Origin of the sequence: Lacticaseibacillus rhamnosus (assembly GCF_900636965.1) — a bacterium.
In the GTDB taxonomy this organism is placed as follows: domain Bacteria; phylum Bacillota; class Bacilli; order Lactobacillales; family Lactobacillaceae; genus Lacticaseibacillus; species Lacticaseibacillus rhamnosus.
The window spans coordinates 589,706-603,634 of sequence record NZ_LR134331.1 but is presented as its reverse complement, the minus strand read 5'-3'; the positions used below and the strand labels follow the sequence as shown (position 1 = coordinate 603,634).

The following is a 13,929-nucleotide window of genomic DNA, read 5'->3' as shown; positions in this document are numbered from 1 at the left end:
GAATCTTTGACCAACTGCAAGTTATTTTTATCGATAGCACCGCAAATCTTTTGTTAGTCCGACTGTCACCAATCCAAACAAAAACACCGACGTCAAAATGGCATCGGTGCTTTTACTTAAGACAAAAGTTAAACCATGTTTTCGTCATTAAACGAATGATTACTCAAGTGAACACATGCTTAACCTTATCAAATATTATTCAACCGTTTTACCTAAACGCTTCTTCTTAGGTACTGCTTTTGCGGCATTCGCATCCGCATCTTTGTAACCAAAAAGGTAAACCAATGTGAACGCTGCAACCAAAGTGACAAGTGATGCAATCCAGAAAAACCAGATGTTGTTCGGATTGTGAGCCCAGCCTGGTGCTACGAATGAAGGTGCACCTAGGAAACTGCCGGTAAAACCATACATGTTGACATTTAATAAGCCGTTGACCAAACCACCAATTGCGGCGCCGATACTTGAAAAGATGAAGACACGGCCATATTTTAGGTTAACCCCGTACATAGCTGGTTCGGTAATCCCGCAGCAAGCACTGATAAAGGCGGAAATTGACAGACCTTTTAAGGCCGGATTGTGCTTGGTCTTAACCCAGACTGCCAATGCACCGGCACCTTGGGCAATCATGGAAATGGATACGATCCCATTCAGCACGGACTCGGGATGTGCCGATGACAATTGCGCGGTGATGACCGGAATGACGGCCCAGTGCAATCCGAAGATAACCAGAACTTGATAGAAGCCGGCGATAATGGCATCGGAAACCATCGGCGTTAAGCTGAGCAATGCCTGAATACCAGCTGTGATGCCATTAGACAGAACCGTGATCAGTGGCCCAACCGCCAAGACAACCGTCATACCAACCAAGAAGATTTCGACTAATGGTGTGAAAATCATGCGCAGTACCAGCGGCATCCAACTCTTAATCCACGGCTCGATTTTTGCCGCCATCCACGCTGCGAAGATCATCGGGAAGATGGAATACGTGTAATTGGCAATGTGCACCGGCAAGCCGAAGAAGTTCGCGTTGATGCCCATGCCTAACACTGTGCCGGTCACTTTGCCAGCAGTGGCGATTTTAGCAATTGACGGATAAATCAGGAACGCTCCGATAATTCCGACAATAACCGGATCCGATCCGAGTTTCTGGGCAGCGGTGAAGCCGACAATGACAGGTAAGAAGTAAAAGGCTGCATCGCCCATCGCATTAATAATTTCATAAGTTGGATTTGTGGTTTTCAGACCGCCCCATGTTGTTAAAATGTTCAAAATCCCTTTTAACATCCCGCTTGCGGCTAAGAGTCCGATAACGGGAATCATGGAACCGGTAATGGTGCCGATCAATGCCTGGGCCCAACGTTTGATCGTGCCAAGTGCACTGGTATCTTTAGCTTCCGCTTGGGTTTCTTGAATGGCCTTCGCAGTTCCTTCTGCATTCGAATAACCGGGGCCGAGTTGTTTAATCACTTCATCGTAAACATCCGTCACGGCTTGGCCAATGACAACCTGATACTGACCATTCGCCCGCGCAACATCGATAACGCCCGGAATGTTACGCACGGTGTCATCATCCGGTTTTTGTTCATCTTTTAAATAGAACCGCAAGCGCGTGATACAGTGAATCAAACTGTTGACGTTTTGGGCGCCACCGACATCCGCAATGATTTGCCGCGCTGTGGCCGCATACTTGCTTTCGTTCTTCGGTGCTGCCGGTGCTTGTTCAACCGCGGCCGCTTTAGGTGTCATCACCGCAACTTCTTCGCCGCGTTTGACTTCGCCGGGCGTCACGTCCAGCTGATCAACGACTTCCTTCGTGTTGGTAATCGCCACAATGACGGTGGTCTTCTTGCCAGCTTTTTTGATTGCATCCAGGTCCATGGACCCAATCACATCGCCGGCTTTAACCCGTGCATCCATCGCCGTATCAATTTCAAACGGCGCGCCTTTGAGTTCGACCGTATCGATCCCTAAATGAATCAATAACTCGGCGCCATCATCGGCTTTGATCCCGATTGCGTGCTTGGTATCGGCAATCATCATGATCCGTCCATCGACCGGCGCCGCAATTTGGCCATCGGTTGGCTCAATGCCAAAACCGTCACCCATCATTTTTTGTGAAAAAACTGGATCGGAAACATCGGTAATGGCCATCGCCAATCCGGAAACCGGCGCCATTAAGTGCAATTTCTTTGTCATTGCTTATTCCCCCTTATCTGACTGCAACAATGCAATCGTTGCGTATGGTGGCAACGTCATGGTTGCAGTTGGTGTTAAATCTGCTTCATTGGTTATCAAAACGCGTGCATGCTGGAAACGTGGCGGTAGCGGTACCGTAATGGCTTTATCACTGAAATTATTCAGTACCAGCAAGTGGGCATCGCCAGCAACCCGTTCGTAAGCGTACAAGCGATCAATTTCAGTCCCAAAAGGCACATAACTGCCATTGCTGATCACTTGATACTGCTTACGTAACGCGATCAATTTTTGATAGAATCGGAAAATTTCACCATGCGCCAGCTCAGCTTTGACATTAATTTCGCGCTGATTGGTTGGCCGCAACCACGGTGTTCCTGTGGTAAATCCGGCGTTGGCCGTGTCATCCCACTGCATTGGCGTCCGGCTATTGTCCCGAGCCTTGGCCAAAATGATGGCAAAAGCTTCTTTTTCGGACTTGCCAGCTTTCAAAAGTGCCTGATAAGCATTCTTGGCTTCAACATCGACATAATCGGCCATCGAATGATAATGCGGATCGGTCATGCCGATTTCCTCGCCCATGTAGATGTATGGCGTCCCGCGACTTAGGTGAATCGCAGCAGCTAGCATTTCGGCACTTTTAACGCGATATTGGCCAACATCACCAAACCGATTAAGCGCACGCGGCTGATCGTGATTATTCCAGAAAAGCGCTTGCCAGCCGCCGCCTTGATCTAACTGTTGACCCCAAGTGTGCAAAATGTTGCGCAGTGCCTTGAAGTCGTACGGCATTTTGCTCCACTTTTCACCGTTCTTATAATCCGTTTTCAGATGGTGAAATTGGAAAACCATTGATAACTCGTGATTTTCCGGCTTGGTATAGGCGATTGAGTTCTTAATGGTGGTCGAACTCATTTCGCCTACCGTGACGCTATTTAGATCCTGGCCAAAACTGTTGGCGGCTAGTTCCTTGATATAATCCTGAACAATCGGTGTATCCGTATATAATGTTTTGCTTTCGACTTCCGGTGGCGCATCAACCAGCTGATTTGCCTTGCCAATGACGTTGAGCACATCAAAGCGGAAACCGTGAACCCCTTTGGCGCGCCAAAAATTAATAATAGCGGCTGCTTCTTGACGGACGGCTGGATTATGCCAATCGAGATCAGCCTGGCGACGTTCGTATAAATGTAAATAATAATTGCCAGTGTCGCCAAACGGGGCCCAAGCCGGACCGCCAAACTTGCTCTCCCAGTTAGTCGGCAAGCTGCCATCCGGCTTTGGTGGTCGAATGTAGTAATAATCCTGATAGTGCTTGTCGCCAGCTAAGGCTTTTTGGAACCAGACATGTTGTGTGCTGGTATGATTGAGCACCATGTCCAACATGATGTCGATCCCGGCAGCTTTAAGTTTTTGCGCCAACTCTTCAAAATCAGCCATCGTTCCAAACCGCGGATCGATTTGCCGATAATCAGCCACATCATAGCCGTTGTCATATTGCGGCGACACAAAGAATGGGTTGAACCAGATCATATCGATGTGCAGTGCCTTGAGATAATCGATCTTTTCAATGATGCCGCGTAAGTCGCCGACACCATCACCATCGCTATCGTAAAACGACTTGGGATATAACTGATAAATAACTTTCTTATGAAACGCCATCATAACCTCCTTGTCCTTGCTTTTAACAAAAGTAAGAACTGCCAGCGTTTACGGTCGGATCCGGCGAGCAAAATCATGAAACTTAAAACGATCTGCCCGGTGACGTGATTCCGTATATTGAAACTTCGTGGTGTCCGTCAAACTGCTGCAACTGCGTACCACGACCACGACTGCAGATGGTGGTATTTTCAGATACCGTTGATCTTCTTCCGTTGCCGCTTCAACCGTAATTTCCTTAGTTGCATAGGCAATGGTCAACCCCACCGGTCCTTCAAGATAAGCATATAGTGAGTCTTTAGCCACCGACTCCGGAATCGGCGGCACGACTTTAGGATCGAGGTAATCAATATCAATGATGTCTGGCTCATTTTCCAAATACCGCACCCGCTTCAGTAGGCGCATCTGTTTGACTTCTACCGTTGGATCCACATCTTTGAACGACTTGGCGGGCAATGTTGCAAAGTGATTGGTTAAAACCACCGTTCGCGTCTGTAAGTGAAATTGCGCGGCTAATTCGGCATAACTGACCACGCCGGAAACCGGAAACACGTATTCCTGCCGGTTGATAACCGTTGACCCTTTGCCTTTTTGCGATTGAATAAAGCCATCATCCTTAAGCAGCCGCAACGCCTTACGTACCGTGTCGCGTGATGCCTGATACATGTCTTGCAGCGCACTTTCACTTGGCAGCAATGAGCCGGTAGCATATATTTCTGCTTCGATCTTTTCCTTCAGATCCTGATAGATAGCATCGTACTTGCGCATTGTTTTTCCTCCAGTAACCGTTTTCACTTACAATGCTTATTCTACTTGTACGTACAGGTATGTCAACAAAAAACGCTTAAAAGCTTAGATTTAAATGTAGAAAAGCTTCACAATCCCTATATGGCAACGTTTTTAGGTCAAAAAAAGACCCACATTTGAGTGTGGATCAAATTTTGCTTATCATTTCGATACATGAAATTTTATATATACGGTAAGTATCATCGTCGAAAACGCTCTTAAGGCCTTTTCCATTAACCATCTTTTAATGCCTTAAGTTAACCTGTACGTCATGACTGCCAAACTTTATTCCGTAACATCCTTAACTTGGGCGTCCGCAAACTGGTGCCGAATACGAATCGACAATCCCAAGGCAATCAGTTCAAGCACAATAAAGATCATCAGACTGACGCTATAGTTGTGGAAGTACTGCTCGCTAAAGCTCAGCAGTGTTGGTCCGGCAACCCCTGCCGCTGCCCAGGCAGTCAGTACGTAGCCATGAATGGCGCCGAGTTGTTTGGTACCGAAAACATCGCCAAGATAAGCTGGAATAACCGAGAAGCCCGCGCCATAACACGACATTATCAAGCAAAGTGCGATGCCAAAAAGCAGTGGTGAACGCAAGACTAAGATACCTGCCAGCATCGCGACATCAACGATAAAGATCAGGGTGTAAGTCAGTGGGCGCCCGATTAAATCAGACAACGTAGCCCATGCGAGCCGGCCGAAACCGTTAAATAAGCCGACAACCCCGACCATCACTGCCGCTGTGGTTGCCGACATCCCGGTTTGCTGCTGAGCCATGGGTGATGCGACCGCCACTAAGCCAATGCCACAGGTGATGTTGATAAAAAACATCAGCCAGAGATACCGAAAAGATCGCGTTTTGACTGCTTCGTTCGCCTTCATGGCTTTCCCGGTCAGACTCACACTTTTGGCAAGATCGGCTGCCGGTACTTCATGAGGATGCGGCTTGCGGATTACCTGTGCGGATCCCAGCATAATTACCATATAAACCGCGCCTAAAACATACATTGTTGCGACAACTCCCAGATTTGCAATCAGCTGCTGGGCAACTGGACCCGTCAGCATCGCCGCAAATCCGAAGCCCATAATCGCCATGCCGGTTGCCAGCCCGCGTTTATCCGGAAACCAGGCAATAATCGTTGAAACCGGCGTCACATACCCAGCACCTAAGCCCAGACCGCCAATCACACCATAACCGATATAAAGCAACGGTAACGAGTGAATCTGAACGGCTAAACCGGTTAGCAAAATCCCCGAGCCATACAAGAGCGCTGCCACGGTGCCCGTCAACCGTGGTCCAAAGCGCTCAACCAGTCGGCCCATGAACGCCGCGCTCATACCTAGAAAAAAGATGGCAATGCTAAACGCAATCGTAACTGCTGATAATGCCCAGCCCGTTTGTTTAGCAATTGGACCGGTGAAAACACTCCACGCATATACCGAGCCGATCATCAAATGCAACAAAATACCGCCAAGTGCCACTAAATATCTACGCTTGCTCATTGGTTACCTCCACGATGCTTTTTTATCAGTTCAATGTCGGCCATCGTTCTGATATAACAAGCGTATCATAAGATTCGAATTTAAGATAGCCACTGTAACCGTTTTATGTACGAATGATAATAAAAAAGACTCCGAAAAAGTTCGGAATCTTAAAGGTGTTATTCAAAGACCATCTGATTGTGATATAACTCGGCATAAAAGCCATTTTGCGCTAACAACTGTTCATGATTGCCTTCCTCAATAATCCGGCCGTCCCGCAACACGACGATTTTGTCTGCATTTAGAATCGTCTTCAAACGATGGGCAATGACAAAACTCGTTCGACCCTGAATCACATTATCCATCGCCGCTTGGATCTTAGCCTCGGTCACCGTGTCAACATTACTGGTAGCCTCATCAAGAATTAATAGCCGCGGATCAGTCAAAATAGTCCGCGCAATCGACATAAGTTGCTTTTGCCCGGCAGAAAAGACACTTTGCTCATCCGACACAAACGTATCATAACCATCAGGCAAACTCATAATGAAGTCATGAATATTCGCTTGCTTGGCAGCTGCTTCTACCCGGGCTTGATCAGCAGTCGGATCACCGAAGCGAATATTATCGCGAATAGTCCCGGAAAACAGCTGCGGATCCTGCAACACAATCCCGACGTTTTGCCGCAGTGATGCCAATTTAAAATCGCGTACATCCACGCCATCAAAAGTAATCACGCCAGAATCCACATCGTAGAATCGATTCAACAAATTCATAACCGTCGTTTTCCCACTGCCAGTCGGACCGACTAACGCCACCATCTCGCCTTTTTCGACTTTGATCGTGACCCCGTGCAGGATTTCTTTGCCCGGAATGTAACTAAAATGCACGTTATCAATCAGCAGTTCATGTTTCAGACCATCAAGGGTACGGCCATTTTGGGGATCGACTTCATCCGGCTGTTCACGAACTTCGGTAATCCGCCGCGCGCCGGTGATGGCCAACTGGATCATATTGAATAAGCTGGTCAACTGGACAATTGGCTGATAATATTGCTGGGCATAATTGACAAACACCACAACCATTGCCAACGCAGCCCCTTGACTCAAGGAGCCATTCAGCGCCAGCCAGGATCCGGCGAAAATTACAATCGCCGTATTCAACAACGACAAACCCATCAACAACGGATTCAAAATGCCGCTCCAGATCTGGCCGCGTAAATTCGACTTACGCACCGCCGCGTTATAGGGTTGGAAGCCCGCCACACTTTCTTGCTGTAGCCCATTCGTAATCAGCATTTTCTGGCCGGTAATCTGTTCGTTGATATAGCCATTCAGTCGGCCAATATCGTCTTGTTGGCGATCAACCGACACACTCGCCTGATGCATCACGAAGGCAGATAACCCGATTGCGACCGGCGTTGAGGCCATCGTAATCCACGCAAGGGTCGCATTCTGCGTGAACATCATCCAAATAATCCCGATAAACTGAGCGCCACTTAGAAAGATTTCAATCAACGCCTGATTCATCGCATTGAAAATATTATCCAGGTCGCTCGTAAACCGCGAGAGAATGTCGCCATCACTATGACTGTCAAAATAGCGCACTTTCATCCGTTGCATTTTCCGAAACAATCCAACCCGCATCGTTCCAGTGGAATAACCGCTGATTTTTGACAACAGTAAGCTCGAAATTAAGATAGAGGTCGCATCAATCACATACAGTAAGACGAAAATAGCCAACGTGTGGTTAAACGCCGCAAACGATGCCTGAGCGCGCGTCGCCGGATTCATCCACTGTTGCACATACACGGTCAGTTCTTCAATCGCCCGCCCCATATATGTCGGCGCGACAACAATCGCCCAGGTAGAAATCGCGATTAAAATCGTTGTAATCAAAAATTCTAACCAGTACGGTCGCAAATAATGCGCGTAAAATTTACCTGCGTTTTTCAAGTCTTTCATGAGCTACACCCCCTCTTCCAATGCCTTCTGGGTGGCATAAATTTCTCGATAAACCCGATTATGCTGCACCAGTTCGTGATGGGTGCCACTGCCAACCAACCGCCCGTCATCAAGCACCAGAATACGATCGGCTTTAATAATGGAACTGATTTTTTCGGCAATAATAATCGTCGTTGTATGCTTCAATTCATGCGCCAAGGCCTCTTGAACCAACTTCTCGGACCGCGCGTCCAGAGCTGATGTTGCATCATCCAAAATCAAAATCTTCGGATGACCGATCACCCCGCGCGTAATCGAAAGGCGTTGCTTCTGGCCACCGGAAAAATTCGACGACCGTTCTTCAACTTCCGCGTTGTATGTCTGCGGCAGCCGTTCGATAAATTCAGCCGACTGCGCCACCCGAGCCGCCCACTTCATCGCCGCCAAATCAGCATTAGGATTGCCTTGCTGCAGATTTTCGGCAATCGTGCCGGAAAAAAGCGTCGAGCGCTGCAACACATACCCGACCGTCTTGCGCAAATCCGCTTCGGTGACGGCACGAACATCATGCCCGCCGACTTTAACGATTCCGGTATCCGGATCAAACAACCGCGGAATCAGCTGTGCCAAGGTCGTTTTACCGCTACCGGTCGCCCCGACGATGCCAATCATTTCCCCTGGCTTAACCGCAAAATCGATATCACGAATTGTCGGCTTTTCATCACCTGGATACGTAAAAGTCACATCGTCAAACTCAACGGACCCGTCTAAATCCCGTTGCGGTCCGTCGACAAACGTCATACTTGGCTTAGTATCCATAACCTCATGAATGCGCCGCAAAGAAACCAGCGCCCGCGATGCAAACGTCAGCATAAATCCGCCGTTGATAATGGCAAATAAAATCTGCATCAGGTAATTGATAAAACTGGTAATGGCCGCTAAATTGCTCGGCTGACTGGTAATATTTTGCCCAATGAGCCAGATACTCAACGCCATGGCTAAATTGGCAACCAGAAAGAAGGCTGGCATCAGCAACGCAAACAGATTACCGATCTTAACACTGACATCGCGCATTTCGTCACTTGATTCGGCAAATGTTTTCGTCTGGTTAGCCCCTTGTACAAATGACTTCACCACCCGCATGCCCATTAAGTTTTCCCGCGCCAAGGTATTGACCCGCTCAATTAATTGCTGCATGCGGCCAAAGTATTTGCCCATATGACTAAATGAAAAGAAGCTGACGCCAAACAACAGCACCATCATCACGGCAATCACCCACCACAATTGCGGCAAAGTGACAATCGCAAGAATAACCGCACCGATAAAGAGAATCGGAATCCGGGTAACCTGCTGGAAAAATCCCATGATAATCTGCTGAACCTGATTGATATCATTGGTCATGCGCACAACCAGATTGGACGGCGAAAACTTCTCCACATCCGCATAAGCCAAGCTTTGAATTTTGGCATACTCGTCTGCGCGTAAATCCGTCGCCACACCTAACGCCACACGTGCCGAATAGATCGTGTTGACAATTCCGCCAGCAATGCCGACAATAGCTAGCCCAATCAAATACAGGCCATTGACCCAGACCGTTTGCTTATCATTTTTCATAATGGCGTTCATGATAATCTGCAACAAATGCGGCTGCCAAAGCGTCGCGAAAGCCACGACAAAAATCGCAACAACCGACCAGATCGCGTCCCAACGATATTTTTTGATATATGGAAATAGTACCTTCATTTCTTTTTCCTCCGATGACTTGTCCTAATAGCTTACCGCAAAATGGAAGACAAGTCAGGGTAAATGCCCGGTTAGTAAGTGCCAACTTTTTCTCGGTTCTACTCTAATTAAGTGATTTCCGATACTCCGAGCTGGCTCCGCGGTGGTGATGGCTGGCGACCGCGCAGCTAGAGTGGTGGGCACGACTTCAAACCCGCAAAGACCGCGGTTTCGAAGCTCGGCCTTGGTCTAAAGCGGAGAAGCCCACTCCGCTTAAGACCAATTTCACCACTGAGCCCGCCACTGCTCCGCCAGCTCTTGCTTTCTATCATAATTTTCGAACAAGGTAACCAATCACATCGCTGTTGGGAGTTCTTAATTGACAACCAAATTGATAACTATATAACTAATAAACAACTTGACAACTATCACAATTGTCAGTATGCTAGTCGCAACATTGAAATGCGGAAAGATGAGTAGCTGTTCATTTTTTGTTTAGAGAGTGTCCATTTTGGTGAAAGGACATCTAAAAATGCCAGCGAATATGGTCTTGGTGATGCAGGTGTGCCGAGCAATGGCAAAGCACACATGGGGACGCCCATTATTGCGTTAGGTCTCACAGTGAATACTGTCGGACTGATTGAGGAAAGTTGTGTGAGCAGCTTTCAAACCAAGGTGGTACCACGGTAAGCCGTCCTTGGCCCAGACAAGCTATGTCTGGGCCAAGGACGGCTTTTTTATTTTCAAATGTGCCGTACGCCTAAATGACCGCATCTTTTGGCAAGGTTTTTGATAAAAGCTGACATGGTTGGCTAATTTGCACAGCTGATCAGTATTCGTTTCCACAGCACTGACTTTTAACGCGTTCACCGGTGCAAAAACCGGTTCACGCTCATTTACCTAGGAGGATTTTTATGACAACAACGATTATCGGCTACCCACGCATTGGCGAACATCGGGAATTAAAATTTGCAACCCAAAAATATTTCAAGCATCAAATTTCTGCCCAAGACTTGCAGGAAAAAGCTAAAGCACTGCGGAAAGCTCACTGGGAAACCATTCAAGCTGCTGGGATTGATCAGATTCCAACCGGTGACTTTTCATTCTTCGATAACACTTTGGACGTTGCAAATCTTTTAAACATTGTACCCAAGCGCTACCAAGACCTGAACTTATCACCGCTTGACACCTACTTTGCCCAAGCGCGTGGCTATCAAGGAGAGGCCGGCGACGTTAAAGCGCTGGCGATGAAAAAGTGGTTCAACACCAACTATCATTACTTGGTACCTGAATTCGATCACGATACCCAGATCCAAGTAACGGATTGGCAGCTTTTCGCGCAATTTGAAGAAGCTAAAGCGCTAGGCATTAACAGGCGCCCGACTTTGATTGGCCCGTATACGTTACTGAAATTGTCTCGCTTCATTGATGTTGTGCCTGATGACTTTGTTGCCGACCTGATTTCTGCGTACACGACCATCATTGATCGCTTGCATCAAGCTGGAGCTGACTGGGTACAACTTGACGAACCGGCGCTGGTTTATGACCAAACCGATGCCGACCTTGCTTTATTCGAACGGCTTTATACCCCAATTTTGGCCCAAAAAAAGGCTACCAAAATCCTGGTTCAGACTTACTTTGGCGATTTAACCGATTCGTTTGACCGTATTCAAAAGTTGCCATTTGACGGCTTCGGGCTGGATTTTGTCGAAGGATATGCCAATCTTGATCTGCTCAAACAACACGGCTTCCCAGCGCACGCCACCTTATTTGCAGGAATCGTGAATGGTAAGAACATTTGGCGGACACATTATGCCGATGCCTTGGCAACGATCAAACAACTGGCAACCATTACGGACAAGCTGGTATTAAGCACCTCGACCTCACTCTTGCATGTCCCATATACACTTCGCAATGAAGCCCATCTGAAACCTGAAGAAAAGCAATATTTGGCCTTTGCCGAAGAAAAACTCAACGAACTGCATGAGTTAGATGCCATTTTCCACACCGGCGCGGATCATGCTGCTTATCAAGCCAACGTTGCCCTTTTCAGTAAACCGCGTTATCAGGAAAATAAAGCCTTGAATGCCAAAATTGCCGCTTTGACGCCGGAAGATTACAAACGCACGCCTGAGCGCAAAACCCGACTTGCTATCCAAGCAAAAGAATTCAAACTCCCGCTGCTGCCAACGACCACCATCGGCTCATTCCCCCAAACAGCTGAAGTTCGGCGCAATCGGGCCAAGTTCCGCCGCCACGAAATTACCGAAGACGAATACACCGCCTTCAACCACAAAGAAGAAATCGAATGGCTCAGATTCCAAGAAGAAATTGGCCTGGATGTTCTCGTGCACGGTGAATTCGAACGCAACGACATGGTGGAATATTTTGGCGAAAACTTTGGCGGGTTCCGCTTTACCGATAATGGTTGGGTTCAAAGCTATGGCACCAGGGGCGTTAAACCACCGATTATCTGGGGCGATGTCGTCCGCACCAAACCGATTACCGTTGCCGAAACCGTCTTTGCCCAAAGTCAAACCGATCATCTCGTCAAGGGCATGCTCACGGGCCCAGTCACCATTTACAACTGGTCCTTCCCGCGTGAAGATTTAAGTCAAAAAACCAGTGTGGAACAAATCGCCTTAGCCTTGGAAGATGAAGTGCTCGATCTTGAAAAACACGGCATTAAGATTATCCAGATTGACGAACCGGCCTTACGCGAAAACTTGCCGCTGCGTAAAAAAGACTGGTATCCGAAATATCTGGACTGGGCAGTTCCGGCATTTCGGCTAGTTGCCAGCAAAGTGAAACCGGAAACCCAGATTCACACGCATATGTGCTATTCGCAATTTGGCGACATCATTAAAGCAATCGATGATCTCGATGCCGATGTAATCTCCTTTGAAGCGGCCCGCTCCGACTTTAGCCTTTTGGATATTCTAAAAGCCACCCACTTCCAGACTCATGTTGGCCCTGGCGTCTACGACATCCACTCTCCACGAATCCCGTCTAAAGACGAAATTGTGCATATTATCCACGAAATTCTCAAGCGGCTGCCTGCTGACCACGTTTGGATCAATCCAGATTGCGGTCTCAAGACTCGCGATGTCCCTGAAACCAAGGCCAGCCTCATCAACATGGTTGCCGCTGCTAAACAAGTGCGTAAGGAACTTACTCATGAAAATCAGCCAGTGCTTTAAAGATCATCAAGTCATCTCATTTGAAGTGTTTCCCCCGCGTAAAAATGCGACGAACATCGCCATGCGCCCCATCCTCAACACTTTGGACGCGGTTAAAGCCGCCGATCCGGACTTTGTTTCCGTCACATTTGGTGCTAGTGGCAACAAACCGCACATGGGAACCTTGGAAGTGGCTAAGTTGATCAAGGATGAATTCAACCTTGAACCCGTTGCCCATCTTCCTGCTGCCCAACTCACGCGCGCCCAAGTCGATGCTGAGCTGCGTGGGTTTCAGGAAGCCGGCATTGACAACATCTTGGCTTTACGCGGCGACATCCCAAAATCCGGACGCGTCAGTGAAGACTTCCCTTATGCCTGCAATTTAATCGAACACATTCACCAAGTTGGCGACTTTGATGTTGTCGGCGCCTGTTACCCGGAAAAGCATCCCGAGTCACCAGACGTTGTGAGCGATATTCGCCATCTCAAGGAAAAAGTCGATGCCGGAGCAAGCCAGTTGATTAGTCAGCTTTTCTTCGATAATCAGGTTTTCTATCAATTCCGTGAGCGTGCGGCATTAGCCGGCATTAATGTGCCCATTGAAGCCGGGATTATGCCGGTGATTAATGAACACCAAATTGAGCGCATGGCAACAATGGCAGGCGTTCACTTACCCCCAAAGTTCGTCGCCATGATGCAGCATTTTTCCGGTAACAAGGAAGCCATGCGGGATGCCGGTATCGCCTATGCCATCGATCAAATCATTGATCTACTGGTCCATGGCGTTGATGGTATTCACATTTACACGATGGACAACCCGACTGTCGTTAAACGCATTGCAGCCGCTACTCAGACCATTCGTAATGCTTAATCTTCCAAGAGCACACACTTTGCAACCCGTTTTCTTTGCCGTGGTCAGTTAAACCCACGCAAAGAAAACGGGTTTTGTGCACAAGCGGGAA

At 48.0% G+C, this 13,929-nt stretch carries 8 protein-coding genes; 2 read left to right on the top strand and 6 right to left on the bottom strand.

Annotated features, from left to right (window positions below):
- Positions 1–195: 195 nt before the first annotated feature.
- From EL173_RS02980 to EL173_RS02955, 6 genes are all read right to left on the bottom strand, one after another.
- A complete protein-coding gene (locus tag EL173_RS02980) occupies positions 196–2,196 on the bottom strand; it encodes a PTS sugar transporter subunit IIABC (protein ID WP_005691740.1) in 2,001 nt (666 codons plus the stop codon).
- A 3-nt stretch (positions 2,197–2,199) separates the two neighbouring features.
- Entirely contained in the window at positions 2,200–3,855 is a 1,656-nt protein-coding gene (treC, locus tag EL173_RS02975; RefSeq protein WP_014571149.1) for an alpha,alpha-phosphotrehalase, read from the bottom strand.
- 48 nt (positions 3,856–3,903) lie between these two features.
- Positions 3,904–4,620, bottom strand: coding sequence for a trehalose operon repressor (gene treR / locus EL173_RS02970; protein WP_005684201.1), 717 nt, complete (start codon positions 4,618–4,620; stop codon positions 3,904–3,906).
- Between the two features lie 303 nt (positions 4,621–4,923).
- The gene (locus EL173_RS02965) at positions 4,924–6,147 is read right to left on the bottom strand and encodes an L-lactate MFS transporter (RefSeq protein WP_005684202.1); all 1,224 of its coding nucleotides are present in this window, start codon (positions 6,145–6,147) and stop codon (positions 4,924–4,926) included.
- 158 nt (positions 6,148–6,305) lie between these two features.
- Entirely contained in the window at positions 6,306–8,087 is a 1,782-nt protein-coding gene (locus EL173_RS02960; RefSeq protein WP_005691736.1) for an ABC transporter ATP-binding protein, read from the bottom strand.
- A gap of 3 nt (positions 8,088–8,090) precedes the next feature.
- A complete protein-coding gene (locus EL173_RS02955) occupies positions 8,091–9,809 on the bottom strand; it encodes an ABC transporter ATP-binding protein (protein ID WP_005691735.1) in 1,719 nt (572 codons plus the stop codon).
- Positions 9,810–10,702: 893 nt separating this feature from the next.
- On the opposite strand from EL173_RS02955, the gene metE reads away from it, so the two are divergent.
- Positions 10,703–12,988: a 5-methyltetrahydropteroyltriglutamate--homocysteine S-methyltransferase gene (gene metE, locus EL173_RS02950; RefSeq protein ID WP_005691734.1), complete on the top strand. Its 2,286-nt coding sequence runs from the start codon at positions 10,703–10,705 to the stop codon at positions 12,986–12,988.
- Positions 12,966–13,838 (top strand): methylenetetrahydrofolate reductase [NAD(P)H], encoded by an 873-nt coding sequence (gene metF / locus EL173_RS02945; protein ID WP_005691733.1) that lies wholly within the window; start codon positions 12,966–12,968, stop codon positions 13,836–13,838. Before metE ends, metF begins: the two co-directional genes overlap by 23 nt.
- Positions 13,839–13,929 lie beyond the last annotated feature (91 nt).

Excerpts from the sequence above, each read along its gene's own strand:
- treC (WP_014571149.1), bottom strand. The coding sequence starts at position 3,855 with ATGGCGTTTCATAAGAAAGTTATTTATCAGTTATATCCCAAGTCGTTT.
- treR (WP_005684201.1), bottom strand. The coding sequence starts at position 4,620 with ATGCGCAAGTACGATGCTATCTATCAGGATCTGAAGGAAAAGATCGAA.
- metF (WP_005691733.1), top strand. The coding sequence starts at position 12,966 with ATGAAAATCAGCCAGTGCTTTAAAGATCATCAAGTCATCTCATTTGAA.
- EL173_RS02965 (WP_005684202.1), bottom strand. The coding sequence starts at position 6,147 with ATGAGCAAGCGTAGATATTTAGTGGCACTTGGCGGTATTTTGTTGCAT.
- EL173_RS02980 (WP_005691740.1), bottom strand. The coding sequence starts at position 2,196 with ATGACAAAGAAATTGCACTTAATGGCGCCGGTTTCCGGATTGGCGATG.
- EL173_RS02955 (WP_005691735.1), bottom strand. The coding sequence starts at position 9,809 with ATGAAGGTACTATTTCCATATATCAAAAAATATCGTTGGGACGCGATC.
- metE (WP_005691734.1), top strand. The coding sequence starts at position 10,703 with ATGACAACAACGATTATCGGCTACCCACGCATTGGCGAACATCGGGAA.
- EL173_RS02960 (WP_005691736.1), bottom strand. The coding sequence starts at position 8,087 with ATGAAAGACTTGAAAAACGCAGGTAAATTTTACGCGCATTATTTGCGA.